Consider the following 25,516-nt stretch of genomic DNA (forward strand, 5'->3'; position numbering starts at 1 on the left):
TCAGGCAGCACCCTTGGTCCCGAAGAATCTCTGGGCGTGCTCGATCGCGAAACCGAGCGCTTCGACTTCGTCGAGCGTGTTGTACAGAGCAAACGACGCCCTCGCGGTGGCTGCGACACCGAATCGACGGTGCAACGGCCACGCACAATGGTGCCCCACCCGAATCGCAACACCGTCATCATCGAGAATCTGGCCGAGATCGTGTGCGTGGACGCCGTCGACGACGAACGACACCGCTGACCCTCGATCGATGTTCTCGGTCGGTCCGATCACTCGAACACCCTCGATCTTCGCGAGCATGTCGAGTGTCGCCCCGACGAGCACGTGCTCGTGCGCCGCAATTGCGTCCATGCCGATGGACTCGAGATATTCGACCGCTGCACCGAGGCCGACCACCTGAGAAGCCATCGGTACGCCCGCTTCGAATCGCTGAGGCGGCGGCGCGTAGGTGGTCTTCTCCATCGTCACTGTCTCGATCATCGAACCGCCTGTCACGAAGGGCGGCATGGCATCGAGGAGTTCTGCTTTGCCGTACAACACGCCGACGCCCGACGGCGCCAGCATTTTGTGACCCGAAAACGCTGCATAGTCGACATCGAGTGCATGAAAGTTGACGCTCATGTGAGGCACGGACTGGCATGCGTCGAGCACGACGAGCGCCCCGACCTCACGAGCCCGTCGAACGATCTCGGCAACAGGGGACACCGCGCCCGTCACGTTCGACTGATGAGTGAACGCGACAACCTTGACGGCATCCGTGAGCTGCAGAGAATCGAGATCGATCCGCCCCTCGTCGGTCACGCCGAACCACCGCAGCGTGGCACCGGTTCGTCTGGCCAATTCCTGCCAGGGCACGAGGTTGGCATGATGCTCGAGCTCCGTGATCACGATTTCATCGCCAGGTCCGACGTGGCGATCGAATCGATCGTCTCCAAGAACATAGGTGACGAGATTGAGGGCCTCGGTGGCGTTCTTGGTGAACACGAGTTCGTCGGCATCCGCACCGACGAACGACGCAATGGCGGCGCGGGCGCCCTCGTACGCATCGGTCGCTTCTTCGGCGAGCTGATGTGCACCACGATGGACCGCGGCGTTGCACGTCAGCAGAAATTCACGTTCTGCGTCGAGAACCTGGACCGGGCGTTGAGAGGTCGCGCCCGAGTCCAGGTACACCAACGGCTTACCGTCGCGAACCGTACGCGAAAGGATCGGAAAATCGGCACGGATCGAGCTGACATTCAATGCGCTGTTCGACAGTGCTGCTGGTGCAGCCATACTTACGCTCCTGTGGTCGCAGGCTGAGTGAAAGCGGTGTAGCCGTCGGCCTCCAGCTCGTCTGCCAACTCGGCTCCACCGGACTTCACGATCTCGCCATCGACGAACACGTGAACGAAGTCGGGCTTGATGTAGCGAAGAATCCGCGTGTAGTGCGTGATCAGCAGAACGCCGCCGTTTTCGCGTTCCTTGTACTTGTTGACACCCTCCGAAACGACTCGAAGCGCATCGACGTCGAGACCGGAGTCTGTCTCGTCGAGGATGGCGATCTTGGGCTTCAGCATTCCGAGCTGCAAGATCTCATGGCGCTTCTTCTCACCACCGGAAAAGCCTTCGTTGACGTTCCGCTCGAGGAAAGCCGGATCGATTTCGAGTTCGGAGAGCGCAGTCTTGGCTTCCTTGACCCAGTGCCGAAGCTTCGGGGCCTCACCTCGGACCGCCGTCGCAGCAGTGCGGAGGAAGTTCGACATCGATACTCCGGGAACCTCGACCGGGTACTGCATCGCGAGGAACAGACCTGCGCGAGCCCGCTCGTCGACGGTCATCGCGAGCACGTCTTCGCCGTCGAGCGTGATGGTGCCCGAGGTGACTGCGTACTTCGGGTGACCGGCGATGGCGTAGGACAACGTCGATTTTCCGGATCCGTTGGGGCCCATGATCGCGTGTGTTTCACCGGACTTCACGGTCAGGTTCACACCCTTGAGGATGTTGATGGGCTCTGCGGTTGTATCGGAGTTTGCGACGCTGACGTGCAGGTCGCGGATTTCGAGCGTGGACATGAAATTTTCCTTACGAATGTCGAGAAGTACGGGAGCCGGAATTTACGAGCCGACGAGGGCCAATTCGGCCTCGATCGCAGCATCGAGTCGTTCACGAACCGCGGGGACCGGAATTCTGTCGATGACTTCGTGGAAGAAGCCGCGTACGACGAGTCGACGAGCCACTTCCTCGGAGATTCCTCTGGACCGGAGGTAGAAAAGCTGTTCGTCGTCGAACCTGCCGGTCGCACTGGCATGGCCTGCGCCGACGATCTCGCCCGTTTCGATTTCCAGATTCGGTACCGAATCGGCGCGCGCACCGTCTGTGAGAACCAGGTTGCGGTTCAATTCGAAGGTTTCGGTTCCCTCTGCTTCAGCACGGATCAGAACGTCGCCGATCCATACGGTGTGTGCATCGTGCTTGCCGACACCGACCTCGCCCTGAAGGGCACCCTTGTACATGACGTTCGACTTGCAACGCGGCGCTGAATGATCGACGAGCAGACGTTGCTCCAGATGCTGTCCCGCATCGGCGAAGTAGACGCCGAGCAGGTTTGCATCGCCGCCGGGAGCGTCGTAATGCACGGTCGGGCTGATACGAACCAGGTCGCCACCGAGACTGACGTTGAAGTGCCTCAGTATCGCGTCGCGGCCCAGTCGAGCGTGGTGGGCTCCGACATGGACTGCGTCGGACTCCCACTCCTGGATCAGTACGACCGAGAGGTTGGCGCTGTCACCGATGACGAACTCGATATTTTCCGCATATGTGCCCGACCCGACCTGGTCGATCACCACTGTCGCCTTGGCGAACTTGTCGAGTCGAATCTGCAGGTGTCCGTATGACACAGCGTCGATGCCTGGTCCGGTGACTGTGATTTGCACAGGCTCGGAGACCTCGTTCTCGGCCGCCACCGAGACGATCGTAGCCTCGGTGAATGCCGAGAATGCTTGCGCAGCAATGCGATCAGCGGGAACGCCGGCGACACCGATACGTGCGTCGTCGCGGCCGACCGTCTCCACTGTCACACCCTCCGGTGCCTGTACGAGAACATCGGCCCCGGAGGTAGCCACGGCGGAACCGTCGTGCAGTCCCTTGAGTCGACGAATCGGCGTGAATCTCCACAGCTCGTCACGGCTGGAGGGGACCTCGAAAGCGTTCACATCGTACGAGGTGAACTGGGCACCCTTGTTCGCAACGATGACCGACTTGTCCTCGGCCGCTGGATTCTCCGACGCTACTGCGCCCTGCACTCCGGTGAGCGGCTCTTTCGTATTCGGATTCGTCACTTATCCGACCGACCCTTCCATCTGAAGCTCGATGAGCCGGTTCAGTTCGAGGGCGTATTCCATGGGAAGCTCACGCGCGATCGGTTCGACGAAACCGCGTACCACCATCGCCATGGCTTCGTCCTCGGTGAGGCCTCGGCTCATCAGGTAGAACAGTTGGTCGTCACTGACCTTCGAGACTGTCGCCTCATGACCCATGGACACGTCGTCTTCACGGATGTCGACGTAGGGATATGTATCCGAGCGCGAGATATTGTCGACGAGGAGTGCGTCGCACTTGACGGTCGAGCGGGAACCGTAGGCTCCCTTGTTGATCTTGACCAATCCTCGGTACGAAGTCCGTCCACCACCGCGAGCGACGGACTTGCTCACGATATTCGACGACGTGTGCGGCGCGAGGTGCAGCATCTTCGAGCCGGTGTCCTGGTGCTGGTCGGGACCGGCGAACGCCACGGACAGGACCTCACCCTTGGCGTACTCCCCCGTCATCCATACAGCGGGGTACTTCATGGTGACCTTGGAGCCGATGTTACCGTCGACCCACTCCATCGTGGCGCCTGCTTCTGCCTTCGCGCGCTTGGTCACCAGGTTGTAGACATTGTTGGACCAGTTCTGGATAGTCGTGTAACGGCAGCGGCCACCCTTCTTGACGATGATCTCCACGACGGCCGAGTGCAACGAGTCCGACTTGTAGATGGGTGCGGTGCAGCCCTCGACGTAGTGCACGTAGGCACCCTCGTCGACGATGATCAGAGTGCGCTCGAACTGCCCCATGTTCTCGGTGTTGATCCGGAAGTAGGCCTGCAGCGGGATGTCCACATGGACGCCTGGCGGGATGTAGATGAAGGATCCACCCGACCAGACCGCGGCGTTCAGCGCGGAGAACTTGTTGTCCCCTGCAGGGATGACGGTGCCGAAGTACTCGCGAAAGAGTTCGGGCTGTTCCTTGAGCGCGGTATCGGTGTCGAGGAAGAGCACGCCTTGCGCTTCCAGGTCCTCGCGGATCGAGTGGTAGACGACCTCGGACTCGTACTGCGCGGCAACGCCGGACACGAGACGCTGCTTCTCGGCCTCCGGGATACCCAGCTTGTCGTAGGTGTTCTTGATGTCCTCGGGAAGATCTTCCCAGGTCGCGGCCTGCTTTTCGCTGGAGCGGACGAAGTACTTGATGTTGTCGAAGTGGATACCTTCGAGGTCGGCACCCCAGTTGGGCATGGGCTTACGGTCGAACGTCTTGAGTGCCTTCAGACGCGACTCCAGCATCCACTCGGGCTCGCTCTTCTTCGCCGAGATGTCACGCACCACCAACTCGGACAGTCCACGCTTGGCGCTGGCTCCGGCGACGTCGGAGTCCGACCAACCGAAACCGTAGGTACCCAGCGACGCAATCGTCTCGTCCTGAGTAAGAGGAGCGGCGGGGGTCAGCGGCGCAACGGGTGTCACCTGGTCTGGTGTGACGGTCATGCGAGCTCCTTCCGGGGGCTTGTGCGATCTCCGGTACTGGGCTGAGCACCGGAAGTTATGGATGATGAGGGGTGGGGCATCGAATTCGACTTCTTCGAAATCTCGGGACGGTTGCGACCGGTCAACGGAACATGCGTAGTGCAGGCGCAGTCGCCGTTCGCGATGGTCGCCAGACGTTGCACGTGAGTTCCGAGGAGATCGGAGAAGGCTTGCCGCTCGGCGTCACACAGCTCGGGAAACTCGGAGGCCACATGCGAGACGGGGCAGTGGTGTTGACAGATCTGCACGCCGTTGCCTACTTGACGGGTCGTAGCGGCAAATCCAGCGGCCGTGAACGCGTCGGCGATCCGATCCGCTGCTTCTTCTACGTCCACAGCGCGACTTCCCACCGCAGGCTCGACGTCGGCCACGATGGCTTCGACTCGCTGACGTGCGAAGGCCTCGATTGCACTGTCTCCGCCGATCTTGCGTAACTGACGCATTGCCGCGCCCGCAAGATCGTCGTAGGTGTGCCCAAGCCTGCTGCGACCGATTGCCGTCAATTGAAAATACTTGGCTGGTCTTCCGCGGCCTCGTTGGGTGACGACGGCAGAGGAAGTAATTCGTGCCTCACCGTTGTCGATGAGGGCCTCGAGATGTCGTCTGACCCCTGCAGCGCTGAGGCCCAGACGGGTACCGATATCGGAGGCGGTGATCGGGCCCTCTTCGAGAAGTAGGGTGACAACAGCTCCCCGCGTCTGGCCTTCGTGACCGACAACAGCTGAACCCGTCACCGTGGAGGTGGTGCCGCGACGTGCGCGTTCTCCCCCATGCGTCGTACTCGCTGATGATTTCACAACACCAGTGTGACGGAATTAGCAGGGATGGTCCACCAAGGGTGCCCTACTTCACCACATGCCGTACCAGGGAATACGGGCGCGGTCTGCATCTGCTGCGGAATCTCGGTCGGATGCACCTGCGATCAACGGGCTGTGCAGAGTCACAGTTACGCTGCCATTCGTGTCGACGACCCCAGCCGAGAAGCAAACCGCCAAAGAATCCGGCGTGCAACTTCGCATCGTCGACCCTCTTCGTAAACTGGTCGGCCTCGATACCGATCGACCAGCACCGACCGTCGCCGCGCTACACGGCGACGAAACCGAAGCGCCCGGTCTGAACAAGACCGAGACGGCGCAGCTTCGCGGAGTCCGGCGATTCGGCGCAGTGGGTTCGATTTTGATGGCGATCGGTGCGCTCGGGGCGGGCGCCCAACCTGTTCTGCAGAACCCGGTCGTCGGCGTTCGCATTCTCAGCCTTCCCTCACGCATGGCAAGCTCGGCGCTGACCATCACCATGACAGGCACCGTCATGGTGGTTCTCGCCTGGCTCCTCCTCGGGCGATTCGCTGTCGGGCGTCTACGCGATGGAACAGTTCCAAGAAGACTGAGCAGATCACAGTTGGACCGAACGCTGCTGCTGTGGATTTTGCCACTGTGCGTGGCTCCACCGATGTTCAGCAAAGACGTCTACTCCTACCTGGCACAGAGCGAGATAACCGCGCGGGGGCTCGACCCATACGAGATCGGGCCGGCTGGGGCCCTCGGCGTCGACAACGTCCTCACCCGGACCGTGCCGAACATTTGGCGTGAAACCCCCGCGCCATACGGTCCACTGTTCCTGTGGATGGGTCGCGGCATCACGTGGTTGACCGGTGAGAACATCGTTGCCGGCATCTTCTTGCATCGACTTCTGGCCCTCGCAGGTGTCGCGATGATCGTGTGGGCACTCCCCCGGTTGGCGCGTCGATGCGGGGTCGCGGCGGTCAGCGCTTTGTGGCTCGGTGCTGCCAATCCACTCCTTCTTTTCCACCTGGTCGCAGGCATACACAACGAAGCACTGATGATCGGTCTCATGCTTGCTGGGTTGGAGATCGCGTTGCGCGCAATCGAGTCCAGTTCTGCGATGCGTGCTCCGTCCGTGCTCCTCCTGCTCTCCGGTTCTGCACTGATTGCGCTGTCGTCGACCGTGAAAATTCCGTCCTTACTCGCTCTCGGTTTCGTCGGGATGGCATTGGCCCGAAGATGGGGCGGGACCGTCCGAGCGGTACTGAGTGCGGCAGCAATACTCGGGCTTGTCACCGTCTTGGTACATGTCGGAGTCAGCCTCGGCAGCGGCCTCGGCTTCGGTTGGATCAACACGCTCGACACCGCAAGTGTCGTGAGGAGCTGGATGTCCATTCCCACGATTCTGGGAATCGGCACCGGATTCGTCGGTGTACTGCTCGGACTCGGCGACCACACCACAGCGGTACTCGGCCTCACTCGACCGATCGCGGCGGCTGTTGCGGCATTCGTTGCTCTTCGCATGCTCGTGGCCGTGTTGAAGGGGCGGTTGCATCCGGTGGGCGCACTCGGTGTCGCACTCGGTGCACTCGTCCTTCTGTTCCCCGTCGTCCAGCCGTGGTACTTGCTGTGGGCCGTAATACCCTTGGCCGCTTGGGCGACCCGGCCGGCGTTCCGCGTTCCGGCCATCGTATTTTCTTCCATCGTCAGCGTCATCTTGATGCCCAACGGAAGCGAGTATCTACCGTTCCAAATCGTCCAGGCCGCCATCATGACGATTCTGGCTGTCGGCCTTATGTTCTTCATCACCCGTAACCGATTGCCGTGGCAGTCGAACCTCGGACCGTCGGTGAACCCCACCGCCGCCGGGGCTTACGCTGGATCCTCGTGATCGCTAGCGCGTCCAATTCGACGCATCCTGCCGTACAGCTCACGGGTGTACGAAAGTCGTACGACGGCGTTGCCGCCGTCGACGGACTCGACATCACCGTCGAGAGGGGCCAAGTTCTGGCGCTCCTCGGCCCGAACGGAGCGGGAAAGACCACGACCGTCGAGATGTGCGAAGGATTCGTCTCACCGGAAGCCGGGTCTGTCCGGGTTCTCGGCCTCGACCCCATCGCACAATCGGCGCAACTGAGACCACGCATCGGGGTGATGCTGCAGGGCGGTGGTGCGTACCCAGGCTCGAAAACGGGCGAGATGCTCCGCCTGGTGGCCTCGTATTCCGCGAATCCGTTGGACCCCGATTGGCTCTTGGACTGCCTTGGACTCGACCGCGCCGTGAACACACCGTATCGGCGCCTGTCCGGGGGCCAGCAGCAACGTCTGGCACTAGCTTGCGCCATCGTGGGCCGCCCCGAGCTTGTATTTCTCGACGAACCGACTGCGGGACTCGATGCCCAGGCTCGACTACTCGTGTGGGAACTGATCGACGCGCTGAGGCGGGACGGAGTTAGCGTCCTGCTCACAACGCATCTGATGGACGAAGCAGAACAGCTAGCCGACGAATTGGTGATCATCGATCACGGCAAGATTGTAGCCTCCGGTACTGCTTCCGAGCTGACCAAACAAGGTGCAGAAGGAAGACTGCGATTCAGCGCGCCGCCTGGACTCGATCTGACTTCGCTCGCCGATGCGCTACCGAGCGGGTACAGCCCTCATGAGGAAGGGCCGGGCTCCTATGTCGTAGTGGGCGTCATCGAGCCCGGGATCCTTGTCATCGTCACCTCCTGGTGCGCTCGGCAGGACGTGTTGGCGACCGAACTACAGGTAGACCAGCGCCGTCTGGAAGACGTCTTTCTCGAGCTGACCGGAAAAGAGTTGAGAAGATGACGATCAACGGCAACGACCGTCGTCCGGACAACCGATTCGATGTCGGATTGTTCACTCCGAATCCGACCCCCAACACAGCCGGCGCGATGCTCACAGCGCAGTCGGTCCTCGAACTCAAACTGTTGCTGCGCAACGGCGAGCAGCTGCTCCTGACGATGTTCATCCCGATCACACTTTTGATCGGGCTCACATTGCTGCCGCTAGGGGCGATGGGCGACCATCCGGTCGATCAGGTCGTCCCGGCCGTGATGATGGTGGCGATCATGTCTACCGCCTTCACCGGTCAAGCGATTGCCGTCGGCTTCGACCGCCGGTACGGCGCACTCAAACGTCTCGGTGCAACAGCACTGCCCAGGTGGGGAATCATCGGCGGCAAGAGCATCGCGGTAATGATGGTGGTGATCCTGCAGACCGTCGTTCTCGGCTCGATCGCAGTGGCATTGGGTTGGCGTCCTGACATCGCCGGCCTGGCGCTCGGAGCAGTGGTGATTGCCCTCGGTACGGTGACATTCGCCACCATGGGGCTACTGCTCGGAGGCACACTCCGTGCAGAGATCGTCCTGGCTTTGGCAAATATATTGTGGTTCGTCATGTTGGGAATCGGCAGTCTTGTCGTACTTTCCGAGGACATGCCGACGGTGTTGCATACCTTTGCCCGACTGGTGCCGTCGGGCGCGCTGGCCGAGGCATTAGGGCAAGCAGTCGACGGATCATGGGATTGGTTCGGCGTTGCGGTACTCGCCGCATGGGCGGGCGTCTGCGCTTGGCTCTCGGTTCGCACCTTCAAATTCACGTGAGGTGCACGCCCACGCCTCGCTTGGCCTGCAGCATGGGGTCAACGACGCTCTGTAGTGGACGGCCGTTTACGATCATTGGGTGCTGTATCGAGGGTTTCTCCGTGTCGTTGACCTGCTGCCCATGCCTACGTTGCGGGTGCAGAAGATCGTGGCATTCATCGTCATTCTGACTCAGGGTGGCATCGCTGTCACCGGGGCCGTCGTGCGTGTGACGGCGTCGGGACTCGGTTGCCCGACGTGGCCGCAGTGCTTCCCAGGCAGTTTCACGCCGGTCGGCGTCTCGGAAGTTCCAGTTCTGCACCAAGCGGTCGAGTTCGGCAACCGGTTGCTGACATTCGCCGTGGTACTTGTTGCAGCGATGATCGTTCTCGCGGTCACACGTGCCCGCCGGCGTCGGGAAGTAATTCTCTTCGCCTGGCTCATGCCACTCGGAACCGTCGTACAAGCAGTGGTCGGTGGCTTCACCGTGCTGACAGGGCTGCTGTGGTGGACGGTTGCCGTACACCTGGTCCTGTCCATGATCATGGTTTGGCTTGCAACGCTGTTGTACTTCGAAGTCGCCGATCCCGATCCTGCCGGACCTTCTGTCCCCACCGTTCCGGAACCGCTGCGATTGCTGACCGGTCTGTCAGCAATCGTGTTGGGAGGCGTCCTGATAGCAGGGACGATGGTGACCGGCGCGGGCCCGCACGCAGGTGACAAAAGCATCGATGAACCTGTGCCACGCCTTGGAATCGAGATCGTGACGCTCGTGCATCTGCACGCTCAGCTGCTCGTAGGCTACCTGGCCCTTCTGGTCGGGCTGGGTTTCGCACTCTATGCAGTGAGAGCTCCGCTGACGATCAAATTCCGGTTGAAGGTACTGCTCGGCATCGTCGTGGCGCAGGCCTTGGTGGGAGTCGTCCAGTACTTCACGGACGTGCCGGCCGTACTGGTCGCAATCCACGTGGCGGGTGCAGGCGCATGCACTGCAGCTACCGCGGCGGTCTGGGCGGCCTGCCGGACCCGCAGTTCCCTCGATGACGTGTCGGCCGACAAGCTACCCGCCGCCCAGGCAGCAGCCACTACCAACGGATAGAAGAGGAGAGGTAGTCGGACTCCCCCTCAGACGACCGACGACCTCTCCTGCTTTCTTTGACGCACCCGATCGGTGAACGGTTCCGTCTGCTTCGAACTATTTTTCCATCGACGCGTTTCTGGCCTTCGGAAAGCGTGTCTGACGTGCGACCCACCCGGCCATTTTCCGGTAATGACCAGGTGCAGGGTTGACCGAACTGACGAGTTCGCGGTCCCACTCCGACTCGGTCAGATTGCCGGCGGCCTCGACCAATGCACGCGCGACCGCCGGGCTCTCTACAACCTGGTCGCCCAATATTCCGTCCGCGCCGACCATCGTCACACGTGTGCCTGCCCGCCCGACCGGCTGAATGACGACTTTGCCCGAACCACCGTGTTCGCCGACGAAGGATCGGACGGCCGACAACGCACCAGCAGGGACATCGATTGTCGGACCGGACTTGTTCTCGGAGGTCGAATCCTCGACGGGCGAGTTCTTTTCATCGGTTGCCATGGTTCGACAATACCGCTGGGTAACAGACATAGAGCAGACAGGTCGGCACCGGGCGCCACCCACGCATGTCGACAATCGAACCCGGGCGTCAGTACGAACACACGGGATTCGAACTCAGGACAACAGTTGAGCGAGCGTGTCCCAGCCGACGACCGAGTCCACTGCCAAGCCACAGAAGACCAGTGCCAGATACTCGTTCGAGAGGATGAAGAGCTTCATCGGCTTGACCGGGGTTCCCGCGCGTACACCTGAGTAGAGGCGATGGGCCACGGTAAGGAACCAAACTCCGGCGGCCACGGCGATCACGGCATATATGACGCCGGATCCGGGCGTGAGTGCCAGCGTTGCGGCGACAGTTGCCCACGCGTACAGGACGATGTGCTTTGTCACCTTCCGTTCCGATGCTACCGCCGGCAACATCGGAACATTCGCGGCCTGGTAGTCCTCCTTGTAGCGGAGCATCAGGGCCCACGTGTGTGGAGGTGTCCATAGAAAGATGACGAGGAACATCACCACGGCCTGCCAGCCGATCGTGCCGGTGACCGCCGACCAGCCAATCATGACGGGCATGCAACCAGCGGCGCCGCCCCACACCACATTCTGCGAGGTGCGGCGTTTGAGGATCAGGGTGTAGACGAAGATGTAGAAACAAATGGTGACGACGGCAAGGATGCCACTGAGCAGGTTGGTGGTTGCCCACAACCAGAAGAACGAAATCACGCCGAGACTGACGCCGAACACGAAGGCGTGCGATACGGGCATTGCTCCACGCGCAAGGGGCCTCTTGGCAGTGCGGGCCATGATCTTGTCGATGTCGGCGTCGGCGACCATGTTCAGGCTGTTCGCACTGGCGGCCGCGAGCATCCCGCCGAAAAGAGTAGTGAGGATCAGCATGGGCTGAACGTGACCGCGGTCAGCAAGCAACATCGCCGGAATCGTCGTTACCAACAGCAGTTCGATCACTCGCGGCTTGGTCAGGGCGACGTACGCCATGAACAGCGCCAAGGCCCGACGAGGGACTGAAGTGGGACGACTCGGATCGGCTTCGCTTCCAGCGTTGGCACCGAGGTCGTTATCCTCTGGATTGCTGGGACCGCTTGCGAATCCGTGGCCGCCGGACTGCTGCCCAATTCGCACTACGTCTCCTTGCACAGGCTCGAACACACATGATTACGTGTACGCCCGGTGATCGCGGTCGGCGATTACCTACGTACTACTACAGCCGATGGTAGACGCCGAGCATCTCGTCTCCAATTCGCAGGGGCCCAAAGTGAGAAACATACTCCTTGTCGCCTTCCCCGTCGGAGCCGAGCAGTGAGCACAGCGGTGCCCGACGGGGGGAAGACACGACAATGGGCGCGCGCGGAACTAGGCTGGTGATCGGCGGCATTTCGATCAATTCGAGATCGAACGCACGTCGGCCTCATTTATACGAATGTCAGGAGATCTCTGCTCGTGTCGACCACAGACGATATTGACGTCCTCACCACGGCGCACCACCCCAGCGACTGGACGGACCTGGACACCAGGGCGGTCGATACCGTCAGAGTCCTCGCTGCAGACGCGGTTCAAAAGGTCGGAAACGGTCACCCGGGTACAGCCATGAGTCTCGCGCCCCTTGCGTACACACTGTTCCAGCGGACCATGCGCCACGATCCGACCGACACACACTGGATCGGTCGCGACCGCTTCGTGTTGTCCTGCGGACATTCGAGCCTGACGCTGTACTTACAGCTCTACCTCGGCGGATTCGGACTCGAACTGATCGACATCGAGTCTCTACGCACATTCGGGTCCAAGACACCCGGCCACCCCGAGTTCCGGCACACCGATGGCGTCGAGATCACCACCGGTCCGCTCGGTCAGGGATTGGCGTCGGCTGTCGGCATGTCCATGGCGTCGCGGCGTGAGCGGGGATTGTTCGATCCCGAGCCTGCCCTCGGCGAAAGTCCGTTCGACCACTTCATCTACGTCATCGCTTCCGATGGCGACATCGAAGAGGGAATTACGTCCGAGGCGTCCTCGCTTGCCGGAACCCAGCAGCTCGGCAACCTCATTCTCTTCTACGACGACAACAAGATCTCGATCGAGCACTCGACCGATATCGCGTTGTCGGAAGACACCGCAGCACGCTACGAGGCTTACGGCTGGCACGTCCAGGTCGTCGAGGGCGGCGAAAACATAACGGCCATCGAGGCTGCCATCGAGGCAGCCAAGGCGGTGACCGACAAGCCGTCGATCATCGTTCTGCGTACGATCATCGGCTTCCCCGCGCCGACGATGATGAACACCGGCGCCGTTCACGGCGCGGCCCTCGGCGACGAAGAGATCGTGAAGGTCAAGAAGGCTCTCGACTTCGATCCCGAGAAGAAGTTCGAGGTGAGCGACGAGGTCATCGCACACACACGGACCCTCCAGGAACGCGGCCGCAAGGCGCACGAGGAATGGAACATCGAATTCGACGCCTGGGCAGCTCGTGAGCCCGAGCGCAAGAAGTTGCTCGACCGACTTACCCAAGGGGCCCTCCCCGAAGGATGGACCGATGTCCTCCCGACCTGGGAGCCCGGCAGCAAGGCCATCGCCACCCGAGCGGCCTCCGGCGAGGTTCTCAACGCCGTAGGACCCGTTCTCCCGGAACTGTGGGGCGGCTCGGCGGACCTCGCGGGCAGCAACAACACCACCATCAAGGGTGCCAAGTCATTCGGCCCCACCTCGATCTCCACCGATGACTGGGATGCAGAGCCATACGGTAGGACCCTGCACTTCGGCATCCGCGAGCATGCGATGGGCGCCATCCTGAGCGGCATCGTCATGCACGGACCGACGCGCGCCTACGGCGGAACGTTCATGCAGTTCAGTGACTACATGCGTCCCGCTGTCCGGTTGGCGTCGCTGATGGACATCGATCCCATCTACGTGTGGACACACGACTCGATCGGTCTCGGCGAGGATGGCCCGACCCACCAGCCGGTCGAGCACCTCGCTGCTTTGCGAGCAATTCCGAATCTCTCGGTGGTCCGCCCAGGCGATGCCAACGAGACAGCCTTCGCTTGGCGGGCCGTGCTCGCCAAGTCGAGCAGCAGTGGCCCGGTCGGGCTGGCGCTGACGCGTCAGGGCATCCCGGTTCTGGCGGGAACCAGCTACGAGGGTGTGTCCAAGGGCGGTTACATTCTGTCGGACTCCCCGACCGCACCCGACGTCATCCTCATCGGTACCGGCTCGGAACTCCAGTACGCAATCGAGGCACAGAAGCTGCTCGCCGAGCAGTCCATAGCCGCTCGCGTCGTGTCGATGCCGTGTGTGGAGTGGTTCGAAAGCCAGGACCAGAACTACCGCGACCAGGTGATTCCACCCACGGTCAAAGCCCGCGTCTCGGTCGAGGCCGGAATCGCAATGCCATGGTACAAGATCGTCGGAGGCTTCGGCGAGATCGTTTCGCTCGAACACTACGGCGAGTCGGCGGACGCCAAAACACTGTTCCGCGAGTACGGATTCACGGCCGAGGCCGTCACCGCCGCCGCGCAGCGTTCGATCACCAATGTGAAGGGATGACAGACATGACCCAGAACAAGAATCTCGCCGCTCTATCGGCCGCTGGAGTATCGGTGTGGCTCGACGACCTGTCGCGTGACCGTATCTCCTCCGGCAACCTGCAGGAATTGATCGACAGCAAGAGCGTCGTCGGCGTGACGACCAATCCGTCGATCTTCCAGGCAGCGCTCAGCAAGGGCAACGCCTACGACGCTCAGGTGACCGAACTAGCCGAACGTGGCGCCGATGTCGACGCCACCATCCGAACCGTCACCACAGACGACGTACGAAACGCGTGCGATATCTTCGCACCGGTCTTCGAGGCGACCGGCGGAGTCGACGGACGTGTTTCCATCGAGGTCGATCCACGACTGGCACACGACACCGAGAAGTCGATCGCTCAGGCGGTCGAACTGTGGAAGATCGTCGACCGTCCCAACGTCCTGATCAAGATCCCGGCAACCGAGGCAGGCATCCCCGCCATTGCCAAGGTCATCGGTGAGGGCATCAGCGTCAACGTGACGCTGATCTTCTCCGTCGAACGCTACGAACTGGTCATCGGTGCATACCTCGAAGGCCTCGAAGCTGCTCGCGCCGCAGGGCACGACCTGTCGAAGATTCACTCGGTCGCGTCGTTCTTCGTCTCTCGCGTCGACACCGAAATCGATGCACGCTTGGCCAAGATCGGCACCCCTGCCGCAAAGGATCTAGAGGGCAAGGCCGCGCTGGCCAACGCGCGGCTCGCGTACGTGGCATACCAGCAGGCGTTCGAGGTGGGCTCACGGTTTCACGATCTCGCTGGGTCCGGCGCTCGCCCGCAGCGTCCACTGTGGGCATCGACCGGGGTCAAGAATCCGGCATACCCGGACACCTTGTACGTCACCGATCTGGTCGCCCCCAACACCGTGAATACGATCCCGGAAAAGACCATGGATGCGGTCGCCGATCACGGTGAAATCACTGGCGACACCATTTCCGGGAAGGGCCCCGAATCTCAGGAAGTGTTCGACCGGCTTTCCGCTATCGGGATCGATATCTCGAACGTGTTCCTCACCCTCGAAAACGAAGGCGTCGAAAAGTTCGAGGCATCGTGGAACGAACTGCTCGAAGCCACCGGTGAGCAGCTTCGCCAAGCGGGCCAGAAGAGCTGATACGTGGCCACCGCAGACTCCGACCCGAAGAGCACTGCGGAGTGGCAAAACCCACTTCGCGATCCCCGCGATAAACGCCTTCCTCGTATCGCCGGCCCGTGCAGCCTGGTGATATTCGGCGTCACAGGCGATCTCGCTCGAAAGAAGCTCATGCCTGCGGTGTACGACCTGGCGAACCGAGGGCTACTCCCCCCCGGTTTCGCCTTGGTCGGCTTCGCTCGTCGCGAGTGGGGCAACGAAGATTTCGCGAAGATCGTGCACGATGCAGTTCGCGACCACGCACGAACGCCCTTCAGCGAAGAAGTGTGGAACACCCTTGCCGAAGGATTTCGCTTCGTACAGGGTTCCTTCGACGACGACGCCGCCTTCGACGAATTGGCCCGCACACTGGGCGAATTGGATGCAACACGTGGAACCGCCGGCAACCATGCCTTCTACCTTTCGGTTCCTCCCAGCGCGTTTCCGGTTGTGCTCGAACAACTCTCGCGATCCGGGTTGGCGCAGAGCACGGACGACAATTGGCGTCGCGTCGTCATCGAGAAGCCTTTCGGTCACGATCTTGCGAGCGCCAAGGAACTGAACGCCGTCGTGAACCGAGTGTTTCCCGAGGACACCGTTTTCCGCATCGACCACTATCTCGGCAAGGAAACTGTTCAGAACATTCTGGCGCTCCGGTTCGCGAACCAGTTGTTCGACCCGATCTGGAACGCGCACTACGTCGATCACGTCCAGATCACCATGGCCGAGGACATCGGTCTCGGTGGGCGAGCCGGCTACTACGACGGCATCGGCGCAGCACGTGACGTGATCCAGAATCACCTGCTGCAACTGTTGGCTATCACTGCCATGGAGGAACCGGTCAGTTTCAGTCCCACCGAATTGCAGTCGGAGAAGATCAAGGTTCTCTCGGCAACGAAATTGGCGGAACCACTGGCCCAGACTTCGGCGCGTGGGCAATACAGCGCGGGCTGGCAGGGCAGTCAGAAGGTCAAGGGCCTGAAGGAAGAAGAAGGTTTCGACACCGAGTCCAACACCGAGACCTACGCCGCCATCACACTCGAGGTCGACACGCGTCGATGGGGCGGAGTTCCTTTCTATCTCAGGACGGGCAAGGCACTCGGTCGCCGGGTCACCGAAATTGCGATGGTGTTCAAACGTGCGCCGCATCTTCCCTTCGACGAAACGATGACAGAAGAACTCGGCCAGAATGCACTCGTCATCAGAGTTCAACCCGATGAGGGTGTGACGATGCGTTTCGGATCCAAGGTGCCTGGCTCGAGCATGCAGGTTCGAGACGTCAGCATGGACTTCAGCTACGGCCAGGCGTTCACGGAGTCTTCACCGGAGGCGTACGAGCGGCTGATCCTCGATGTGCTGCTCGGCGAGCCATCACTGTTCCCGGTCAACGCCGAGGTCGAGCTTTCGTGGCAGATTCTGGATCCGATTCTCGACTTCTGGGCTGCGGGTGGCACTGCCGAGCCGTACGAGGCCGGTACATGGGGTCCGACATCGGGCGATGAAATGATGCACCGCACCGGACGCGAATGGAGAAGGCCGTGATCGTCGATATTCCCGCCACGACGACGAGGGCCGTGGGCAAGAAGCTGATCGAGCTTCGTGAATCCGGTGGCGCTGTCACCATCGGACGAGTGCTCACGCTCATCGTCGCCAGCCGTGACAGCGAGCAAGCCGAGACTGCCATCGAAGCAGCCAACGAAGCGAGCCGAGAGCATCCGTGTCGCGTCATCGTCCTCATTCGAGGAGACAGATCTGCCGAATCCGGGTTGGACGCCCAGATTCGGGTGGGTGGCGATGCGGGAGCATCCGAGGTAGTGGTGCTCAGGCTGCACGGTGAACTTGCCGAGCACGAACACAGTGTCGTCATTCCGTTTCTATTGCCGGACACCCCGATCGTAGTCTGGTGGCCGAACGAAGCACCCAGGGTCCCGGCGCAAGATCCGTTGGGCAAGTTGGCAATTCGGCGAATCACCGATGCCACGAATTCGCCGGATCCGACGTCGACGATCAAGTCGCGGCTCGACAGTTACTCCCAGGGCGACTCGGACCTGTCGTGGAGTCGAGTCACCTACTGGCGTGGGTTGCTCGCCACCGCGCTGGATCAGGCTCCACACGAGAAGGTCGTGGACGCCACTGTTTCCGGTCTCGCAGAGGAGCCCGCACTCGACATCCTCGCCGGGTGGCTCGCAGTGAAGCTCGAGGTACCGGTGCACCGTAGGACCGGTGAACTGAAAGTCGAATTGAAGCGCGAGAACAGCGCGATCAGCATCGTTCGACCCCAGACCGGAAAAACGGCGACGCTGTCGAGAACAGGCCAACCTGACGCCGAGGTCGCCCTCGCGCGCCGTGAGACTCGCGAGTGCCTTGCCGAAGAATTGCGTCGACTCGATACCGATGAAATCTATGAACTCGCATTGAAAGGGCTGTCCAAGGTGACCTATGAGTAAGATGTCGGTTCTGCAATTCCTGGACGCGCAAGCACTGGTTGACGCTGCGCGGTCCCGGTTCGTCGAAGTGGTTGTCGCCGCCCAGGCCGATCGTGGTTCTGCCTCGGTCGTGTTGACGGGCGGCGGCGCCGGAATCGCATTGCTCGAAGCTCTGCGAGAAGACTCCGGCGCAATCGACTGGTCGCAGGTGGACGTCTATTTCGGCGACGAGCGCTTCCTTCCGTCAGGCGATCCGGAGCGGAACGAAGTACAAGCCAGGAACGCTCTGCTCGACCATGTCCCGGTTCACCCGGACCGTGTGTTCCCGATGGCCGCGTCCGACGGGCCCCACGGGAGCGATGCACGACTCGCCGCTGTCACCTATGCGCAGATTCTGGGGTCGCATTCGGACGGTAACCACACTCCTGCGTTCGACATCCATCTGCTCGGCATGGGCGGTGAGGGCCATATCAATTCGCTCTTCCCACATACCGACGCAGTGCGCGAGAAGACCCACTACGTCGTTGCCGTCGAAGACTCCCCCAAACCGCCTCCGGTTCGAATAACGTTGACACTACCTGCAATTCAGCGTGCCAAGCATGTATGGTTGCTGGTGTCCGGTGCCGCGAAGGCCGAAGCGGTATCCGCTGCTGTGGGTGGTGCCGACCCAGTGGACATACCGTCTGCCGGTGCGGTGGGTTCTACCTCGACCGTATGGTTCCTCGACGCGGATGCAGCATCGGGACTTGCCACCGACTGAAGACACTCCAGACGGCGCCGATCCTGGTCATGTCAGACAGGCTCGGCACCGTGTGTGCCGGATTCGAGAGTCTGTTCGGTGTCGACAGGGTTCTGCCTGATCGGGGTTTGCCTGGCCGGCATCTGGATTCGACGTCCCCCGTGCCCGACCGAGCGGTAAGCCCTTCCGTCGCGCCATGCTTCGATGCTTTCTCTGCATTGTGACATTTCTGACTCCTTGGTCCGCGATCCCGTCCCCCTACCTCTTAAGACGCGCCGACAGCGGGGCCGGTTCCACCGACGGCCCTATTCGTCCGATCGTGCCGAACCGCTCGCCGCCCGGGACCGATCGAGCCCCGGGGTGAACGAAACCTCAGCCGCTGTTGCGAAGTGCGGTGGCGAGACCGTTCATCGTCAACAGAATTCCGCGTTTGACGCGTTCATCCGTATCGCCTGCGCGGAACCTGCGCAGCATTTCCACCTGCATCTGGTTCAGCGGTTCGAGATACGGGAACCTGTTGTGAACCGAGCGTTCCAATGCCGGGTTGTCCTCGAGCAGTCGGGTGTGGCCGGTGATCCGCAGATACATGCGCACCGTCTTCGCGTGCTCGGTCTCGATCATGCCGAAGATCCGTTTGCGTAGCTCTCGGTCCGGGACGAGCTCTGCGTAGCGTGCGGCAATACCCAAGTCGGACTTGGCCATCACCTGGGCAAGGTTGGACAACACGGTCTGGAAGAACGGCCATGTCCGATACAGATCAGTCAGAGCGGCGAATTTGTTCTCGTCCCCGCCGACCCACTCTTCTATCGCAGTTCCTGTTCCGTACCAGCCCGGAAGCATGACTCGACACTGACTCCAGGACATGACCCACGGGATCGCACGAAGGTCGCTCACCGAGTTGGTCGGCTTGCGCGAGGCGGGACGGCTTCCGATGTTCAATTCACCGACCTCTGCCACCGGCGTCGCCATCGAAAAGTACTCGACGAATCCAGGCTCTTCATGGACAAGCCGACCGTACGCCGCACGCGCTCGCTCTGCCAGATCGTCGAGTACCGCGTAGGCAGGCCCCGCATTCTCGCCCAGGCCCTCGACATCCAACAAACTCGACTCGAGCGTTCCAGCTACGAGCGATTCCAGATTCCGCCGAGCCCTGGAAGGCTCGGCATACTTCGCAGCGATGATCTCGCCCTGCTCGGTCAGTCGAAGTGAGCCTTGCACGACCCCTGGCGGCTGCGCCAGTATCGCGTCGTAGCTCGGGCCACCCCCGCGGCCGATAGTGCCTCCACGACCATGGAAGAGCCGCAACCTGATTCCGGTCTTGCGCGAGGCCTCGAGTAGGTCGAGTTCAGCCCGATACAGCGCCCAGTTGGCGGCTAGATATCCGCCGTCCTTGTTGGAGTCCGAGTAACCCAGCATGACTTCTTGGTTCATGCCGCGACCAGCGACAAGCGCTCGATACACGGGAACTTCGAGAGTGGCGATCAATGTTGCTGCGCCCTGTTGCAGGTCCTCGATAGTCTCGAACAACGGTACGACGCCCACGGACGACATCGGTGCCGACCCGTCGACTCCGGGGTCGAAGATTCCCGCCTCCTTGAGCAACAAGGCTGCCTCGAGCATGTCGCTGACGGACTCGCACATGCTGATGATGTAGTTCTGGATCGTGTCGGGACCCAGATGATCGATGGCTTCCTTGGCCGCTCGAACGATGCCCAGTTCCTTCGTTGCGAGCTCGCTGAGCTCGGCGGTCGGACCGATCAATGGGCGCCGGGTCGTCAGTTCACGAGAGAGGACCGCCACCCGGTCCACCTCGCCGAGTGACAGGTAGTCCTGGTGGACGCCGGCCCACGAGAGAAGCTCGGCGACCACAATCTCGTGCGTCTCGGAATTCTGTCTCATGTCCAACGCTTGCAGGTGAAAGCCGAATGTCTCGACGGACTGCCGCAACTTACGAAGGCGATCATCGGCGATCAATGCGTCACCGTCTGCTCGCAAAGCACGATCGACCGTGTCCAAATCGTCGAGAACCTCCTGTGGCCGAGCGTAGGGCGCCACCCCACGGTCGAGCGCCGATACCGGTACGGAGTCGAGGACCGCACCCGCCGTGGCCGACAGTCGTGCTCGAATACCTGCTATGGCCACTCGATACGGCTCATCGGACCGACGATCATCCGGCTCACCCGAGGTAGAAGCGAGGGCGAGCAGGTCCTCCGTGACGGCCACCAGCCTGGCAGACATCGACAGTTCCTTCTCGAGCGAGACCAATTCGTCCAAGTAGTACGCAAACGCCACGTACCCGGCTTGGTGCGTGGCGGTATGTACCACCTCGGCGGTGACGTTCGGATTTCCGTCGCGGTCTCCACCGATCCACGAACCAGGACGCAGGATGGGTCGCGCAAGCAGATTGCTGTCCGGCCACCGGAGCCGCAGTGCGCTCCGCACATCGGCGTTCAACGCGGGGATGACATCGAACAACGAGGATTCGAAATAGCGAAGACCGACTTCGATCTCGTCTTGAATACGCAAGCGCGACAAACGAATCAGAGCTGTTTCCCACAGGGTCAGTACTTGACGTCGGATCTGGGTGTCGATGGAAGTCAATTCCTGCGCGGAACTCGAGGCCTTGGCCGTCGAGACGACCTGGCGCCGACGCATGAGGTCGGTGATTTTCGCCTGGACGTCGAATACGGTACGTCGACGGGTCTCGGTGGGATGCGCGGTGATCACCGGCGAGACCAGTGCGTCCGCCAACGCTGCAGTCACTTGTGACTGCGTGAGGCCCGCTGCATCGAGTGCAAGCCACGTTGCATCGAGACTGCTGGCCTGCGGCGGATCGTTTTTGTCGACGTGGATGGCGCGACGTCGCTCGCGGTGTAGGTCTTCCGCGAGATTTGCAAGGAGCGAGAAATGACTGAACGCTCGAATCAATGGAATCGCTTGGGCCACATCGGCGTCGGCATAAAAGCTGGCAGAATCTTCGCGCTCCACCTCGGATCGGCGAACAGCAAAAGACTCGAGCCGTGCACGTTCGACGAGATCGAACACGTCAGGGCCTTCGTGTTCGCGAATGATGTCGCCGAGGATTCCACCGAGATAGCGGATGTCCTCACGGAGGGGCTCGGTCAACTCACGGCCCTGAGTGGTCGGTGTGACGAATGCTGGTGAACCGACCGATTCGAAGGAGGATTCGCTCATTCCCCCAGTATCGCCGAGTCGAGCCGCGTGCGCAGCCCAAGACCGGATCGGTACCGCAGTCAGCCGAATATCAGGAGTACTTGATCTCCAGACCGATTCCGAGAATTGCGATGAGCCACACCACTCCGGTGAAAATCGTCAAACGATCGAGGTTCTTCTCGACCACAGTCGAGCTGGACAAGCTCGACTGGACGCCGCCACCGAACAGACTGGACAGACCGCCGCCCTTGCCGCGATGCAGCAGGATCAACAAAATCAACGCCAGACTGGTGATAACCAGCAAGATATCCAGAAACAGATCCATGTCCACCTCAAAATCGATTGGATGCCTTTGGCAGCTTACCTGCCTTACGAACAGGTTCGGACACCGTGCCCGAGGAGCACGGTGTCCGAACCGTTCGAATCTGTCACGATCGCGTCTACTGCCCGACGACCGTTAGTACTCTCGTGCCTGAAACCCGAGGCTCGAAGCGAAGAACTCCGGATCAGGGAAGAGGCCCACCGGCGGCGATGGCCGACAGTGTGGCAAATTCGTCCGCCTTGAGGGAAGCCCCACCGACGAGTGCTCCATCGACATCGACCTGGCCGACGATCTCGCCGACGTTCTTGGCGTTGACCGAACCCCCGTAGAGAACCCGAACCACCGCGGCAACTTCGTCGGTAGCCAGGGTCTTCAGTTCCTCACGGATCGCGCCGCACACTTCCTGAGCATCGGACGCGCTGGCCACTCGACCTGTACCGATGGCCCAGACCGGCTCGTAGGCGATGACCACCTTCGAGATGTCCTCGGCCGACAGTCCGTTCAGCGAGCCGCGCAGTTGCTTGACGTTGTACGACACGTGCTCACCGGCCTCTCGGATGTTCAAGCCCTCTCCGATGCAGACGATCGGGGTGAGCCCGTTCTTCAGAGCGGCCTTGGTCTTGGCCAACACCGTCGCGTCGTCCTCGCTGTGTAGCGTGCGACGCTCCGAGTGGCCGACGACCACGAAAGTGACACCCAGCTTCGCCAGCATCGAGCCGCTGATTTCGCCTGTGTACGCACCCGAGTCGTGCGCCGAGACGTCCTGCGCACCGAAGGTGAGCAGTAGCTTGTCACCCTCGATGAGGGTCTGCACGCTGCGGATGTCGGTGAACGGCGGGATAACCGTCACATCGACCTTGTCGAAGTACTTTGCCGGCAGCGAGAAAGCGATCTTCTGCACCAGCGAAATCGCTTCGAGGTGGTTCAGATTCATTTTCCAGTTACCTGCGATGAGCGGCTTGCGTGACACGAGTCAGACCTCCAACGCTGCGAGTCCGGGAAGGTGCTTACCCTCGAGGTACTCCAGGGACGCGCCACCCCCGGTCGAGATGTGCGAAAAACCATCGTCCGGCAATCCGAGGGCACGAACGGCTGCAGCAGAATCACCACCACCGACGACGCTGAACGCACCGTTGGCAGTAGCCGATCCGATTGCCTCGGCCAAGCCCTTGGTCCCGGCTGCAAACTTCTCGAACTCGAACACGCCCATCGGACCGTTCCAGAACACTGTCTTGGCCGCGCGTAGGACCGCTCCGAAGCGTTCCACCGACTCAGGTCCGATATCGAGCCCCATCCAGCCGTCCGGAATCTCGTAGGACTGAACGATCTTCGATTCGGCAGAAGCAGAGAACGAATCGGCGACGACGACATCCTTGGGAAGATGGATGACGTCTCCGAATCGCTCGAGCAGGTCCTTGCAGGTCTCGATCATGTCCTCTTGCAGAAGCGAGGTACCTACCGAAACACCCTGAGCAGCGAGGAATGTGAAGCACATGCCGCCGCCGATCACCAGAGTGTCGACCTTCGGAGCAAGCGCCTCGATCACCGCGAGCTTGTCCGTCACCTTCGAACCACCCAGGACCACTGCGTACGGGCGTTTCGGAGTCTCGGTCAGTGTCTTCAAGACCTCGACCTCGGTGGCTACCAGATTTCCCGCGTACGACGGCAGGAGTGCGGCAACATCGAAAACCGAAGCCTGCTTGCGATGAACCACCCCGAACCCGTCGGATACGAAAGCGCCCTCGCCATCGGTCAATGCGACCAGTTCGGCAGCCAAGCTCGCGCGCTCGGTGTCGTCCTTGCTGGTTTCACGCGGGTCGAAGCGGATGTTCTCCAGCAGGAGTACATCGCCATCCGTCAGACCCTCGGCACGTGCCTGCGCATCCTGGCCGACGACGTCACCTGCGAGTTGAACATGACGCCCGAGCAGCTCACCCAGCTTCGCCGCGACCGGAGCCAGCGAGTACTTCGCCTCTGGCTTGCCCTCGGGTCGGCCGAGGTGAGCTGTGATGATCAGCTTTGCGTCGGCGTCGAGCAGCGCTTTCAGCGTGGGCAGCGACGCAACGATCCGACCGGGATCGGTGATGACACCGTTCTCGATCGGAACGTTGAAGTCGGCGCGCACGAGCACTGCGCGGCCGGACACGCCGGCCGATAGCAGATCCTGCAGTGTCTTCACGGCCATGTTGATCAGAGAGACTTTCCGACGAGTCCGATGAGGTCGACGAGGCGGTTGGAGTAGCCCCACTCGTTGTCGTACCAGGAGACGATCTTGACCTGGTCGTCGATGACCTTCGTCAGCGGTGCGTCGAAAATGCTCGAGTGCGGGTCGGTGACGATGTCCGAGGAGACGATCGGGTCGGTGTTGTATTTCAGGATGCCCTTGAGCGGTCCCTCTGCGGCAACACGCATAGCCTCGTTGATCTCCTCCACGCTCGCCTTCTTGGCGAGGTGAGCGGTGAGGTCGGTGACCGAACCGGTTGGGATCGGAACCCGAAGTGCGTAGCCGTCGAGCTTGCCGAGCAGCTGCGGGAGAACAAGGCCGATGGCCTTCGCTGCGCCGGTACCCGTCGGAACGACGTTCAGAGCGGCCGCGCGTGCACGACGGGGGTCCGAATGCGGGCCGTCCTGCAGGTTCTGATCCTGTGTGTACGCGTGGATGGTCGTCATGAGGCCCTTGACGATGCCGAAGTTGTCGTCGAGGACCTTCGCGATGGGGCCGAGGCAGTTGGTGGTGCACGACGCGTTGGAGATGATGTTCTGGCTGCCGTCGTACTTGTCGTCGTTGACGCCCATGACGATCGTGATGTCCTCACCCTTGGCGGGAGCGGAGATGATGACCTTCTTCGCGCCTGCGTCGAGGTGTCCCTTTGCCTTGGCAGCGTCGGTGAAGATACCGGTGGACTCCACGACCACGTCGACACCCAGATCGCCCCATGGGAGCGCCGAAGGTCCTTCGCGCAGCGACAGAACCTTGATCTTCTGGTTCCCGACAACGATCGTGTCGTCACCCTCGAGGCTCACCTCGTGGGGCAGGCGCCCAAGGATGGAGTCGTACTTCAGGAGGTGAGCGAGGCTCGCGTTGTCCGTGAGGTCATTGACGGCGACGATCTCGATGTCGGTTGTGCCCAAAGCCTTCTGCGCATCTACCGCCCTGAAGAAGTTACGTCCGATACGGCCGAAACCGTTAACGCCTACCCGGATCGTCACTGTTCGCTCCTAAGTTGTCGAATCGATGTCGTTGCACCGATGTTGTCGAACGATGTTGTCGAACGATGTTGTCGAACGATGTTGTCGAACCGGTGCTGTTGTACCGGTTCTTCGTGGTTTGCGCATGCAAACTTCCGCACG

The 25,516-nt window shown here is 61.3% G+C and carries 22 protein-coding genes; 9 read left to right on the plus strand and 13 right to left on the minus strand.

Features of this window, described 5'->3' with window-relative positions:
• The 5 genes from BJI47_RS07595 to BJI47_RS07615 are packed head-to-tail and all read right to left on the minus strand — an operon-like array spanning position 1 to position 5,557.
• Positions 1–1,275 (minus strand): cysteine desulfurase, encoded by a 1,275-nt coding sequence (locus BJI47_RS07595; RefSeq protein ID WP_088943141.1) that lies wholly within the window; start codon positions 1,273–1,275, stop codon positions 1–3.
• Positions 1,276–1,277: 2 nt separating this feature from the next.
• A complete protein-coding gene (gene sufC, locus BJI47_RS07600; protein WP_088943142.1) occupies positions 1,278–2,054 on the minus strand; it encodes a Fe-S cluster assembly ATPase SufC in 777 nt (258 codons plus the stop codon).
• Positions 2,055–2,096: 42 nt separating this feature from the next.
• On the minus strand, positions 2,097–3,284 hold the full coding sequence (gene sufD / locus BJI47_RS07605; protein ID WP_254900458.1) for a Fe-S cluster assembly protein SufD: 1,188 nt from the start codon (positions 3,282–3,284) through the stop codon (positions 2,097–2,099).
• Positions 3,285–3,320: 36 nt separating this feature from the next.
• A complete protein-coding gene (sufB, locus tag BJI47_RS07610; RefSeq protein ID WP_088943144.1) occupies positions 3,321–4,784 on the minus strand; it encodes a Fe-S cluster assembly protein SufB in 1,464 nt (487 codons plus the stop codon).
• Positions 4,781–5,557, minus strand: coding sequence for a metalloregulator ArsR/SmtB family transcription factor (locus BJI47_RS07615; RefSeq protein WP_254900459.1), 777 nt, complete (start codon positions 5,555–5,557; stop codon positions 4,781–4,783). Before BJI47_RS07615 ends, sufB begins: the two co-directional genes overlap by 4 nt.
• A 304-nt stretch (positions 5,558–5,861) precedes the next feature.
• Between BJI47_RS07615 and mptB the strand changes: the two genes are divergently transcribed.
• From mptB to BJI47_RS07635, 4 genes are all read left to right on the plus strand, one after another.
• A complete protein-coding gene (gene mptB / locus BJI47_RS07620; protein WP_176224739.1) occupies positions 5,862–7,496 on the plus strand; it encodes a polyprenol phosphomannose-dependent alpha 1,6 mannosyltransferase MptB in 1,635 nt (544 codons plus the stop codon).
• A complete protein-coding gene (locus BJI47_RS07625; protein WP_088943146.1) occupies positions 7,493–8,437 on the plus strand; it encodes an ABC transporter ATP-binding protein in 945 nt (314 codons plus the stop codon). Before mptB ends, BJI47_RS07625 begins: the two co-directional genes overlap by 4 nt.
• Positions 8,434–9,234, plus strand: coding sequence for an ABC transporter permease (locus tag BJI47_RS07630; protein WP_088943147.1), 801 nt, complete (start codon positions 8,434–8,436; stop codon positions 9,232–9,234). The genes BJI47_RS07625 and BJI47_RS07630 overlap by 4 nt, the downstream gene beginning before the upstream one ends.
• Positions 9,235–9,313: 79 nt before the next feature.
• Entirely contained in the window at positions 9,314–10,312 is a 999-nt protein-coding gene (locus BJI47_RS07635; protein WP_088943148.1) for a heme A synthase, read from the plus strand.
• A gap of 96 nt (positions 10,313–10,408) precedes the next feature.
• Here BJI47_RS07635 and BJI47_RS07640 read toward each other — a convergent pair whose 3' ends face one another.
• Positions 10,409–10,804, minus strand: a complete 396-nt coding sequence (locus BJI47_RS07640) for a hypothetical protein (protein WP_084348838.1) — start codon at positions 10,802–10,804, stop codon at positions 10,409–10,411.
• A 114-nt stretch (positions 10,805–10,918) separates the two neighbouring features.
• Complete coding sequence (locus BJI47_RS07645; protein ID WP_088943149.1) at positions 10,919–11,941, minus strand: heme o synthase; 1,023 nt, start codon at positions 11,939–11,941, stop codon at positions 10,919–10,921.
• 318 nt (positions 11,942–12,259) lie between these two features.
• Between BJI47_RS07645 and tkt the strand changes: the two genes are divergently transcribed.
• From tkt to pgl, 5 genes are read left to right on the plus strand one after another with little or no spacing between them, the layout of a single operon-like run.
• Entirely contained in the window at positions 12,260–14,356 is a 2,097-nt protein-coding gene (tkt, locus tag BJI47_RS07650) for a transketolase (protein WP_088943150.1), read from the plus strand.
• Between the two features lie 5 nt (positions 14,357–14,361).
• Positions 14,362–15,486 (plus strand): transaldolase, encoded by a 1,125-nt coding sequence (gene tal / locus BJI47_RS07655; protein WP_088943293.1) that lies wholly within the window; start codon positions 14,362–14,364, stop codon positions 15,484–15,486.
• A 3-nt stretch (positions 15,487–15,489) separates the two neighbouring features.
• Positions 15,490–17,046, plus strand: coding sequence for a glucose-6-phosphate dehydrogenase (gene zwf / locus BJI47_RS07660; RefSeq protein ID WP_088943151.1), 1,557 nt, complete (start codon positions 15,490–15,492; stop codon positions 17,044–17,046).
• The gene (opcA, locus tag BJI47_RS07665; RefSeq protein ID WP_368655878.1) at positions 17,043–17,951 is read left to right on the plus strand and encodes a glucose-6-phosphate dehydrogenase assembly protein OpcA; all 909 of its coding nucleotides are present in this window, start codon (positions 17,043–17,045) and stop codon (positions 17,949–17,951) included. Before zwf ends, opcA begins: the two co-directional genes overlap by 4 nt.
• Positions 17,944–18,690, plus strand: coding sequence for a 6-phosphogluconolactonase (gene pgl / locus BJI47_RS07670; protein ID WP_088943153.1), 747 nt, complete (start codon positions 17,944–17,946; stop codon positions 18,688–18,690). Before opcA ends, pgl begins: the two co-directional genes overlap by 8 nt.
• Before the next feature lie 32 nt (positions 18,691–18,722).
• Here pgl and BJI47_RS24035 read toward each other — a convergent pair whose 3' ends face one another.
• The 6 genes from BJI47_RS24035 to gap form a co-directional block, all read right to left on the minus strand.
• A complete protein-coding gene (locus tag BJI47_RS24035) occupies positions 18,723–18,896 on the minus strand; it encodes a hypothetical protein (protein ID WP_176224722.1) in 174 nt (57 codons plus the stop codon).
• A gap of 145 nt (positions 18,897–19,041) precedes the next feature.
• On the minus strand, positions 19,042–21,864 hold the full coding sequence (ppc, locus tag BJI47_RS07675) for a phosphoenolpyruvate carboxylase (protein WP_088943154.1): 2,823 nt from the start codon (positions 21,862–21,864) through the stop codon (positions 19,042–19,044).
• 70 nt (positions 21,865–21,934) lie between these two features.
• Positions 21,935–22,168, minus strand: a complete 234-nt coding sequence (secG, locus tag BJI47_RS07680; protein ID WP_084348831.1) for a preprotein translocase subunit SecG — start codon at positions 22,166–22,168, stop codon at positions 21,935–21,937.
• Between the two features lie 181 nt (positions 22,169–22,349).
• A complete protein-coding gene (tpiA, locus tag BJI47_RS07685) occupies positions 22,350–23,135 on the minus strand; it encodes a triose-phosphate isomerase (protein ID WP_088943155.1) in 786 nt (261 codons plus the stop codon).
• 3 nt (positions 23,136–23,138) lie between these two features.
• Positions 23,139–24,350, minus strand: coding sequence for a phosphoglycerate kinase (pgk, locus tag BJI47_RS07690; RefSeq protein ID WP_088943156.1), 1,212 nt, complete (start codon positions 24,348–24,350; stop codon positions 23,139–23,141).
• Positions 24,351–24,355: 5 nt separating this feature from the next.
• A complete protein-coding gene (gene gap / locus BJI47_RS07695; RefSeq protein WP_088943157.1) occupies positions 24,356–25,375 on the minus strand; it encodes a type I glyceraldehyde-3-phosphate dehydrogenase in 1,020 nt (339 codons plus the stop codon).
• Positions 25,376–25,516: the final 141 nt, after the last annotated feature.

It is taken from the genome of Rhodococcus sp. 1168 (assembly GCF_002091955.1).
In the GTDB taxonomy this organism is placed as follows: domain Bacteria; phylum Actinomycetota; class Actinomycetes; order Mycobacteriales; family Mycobacteriaceae; genus Rhodococcoides.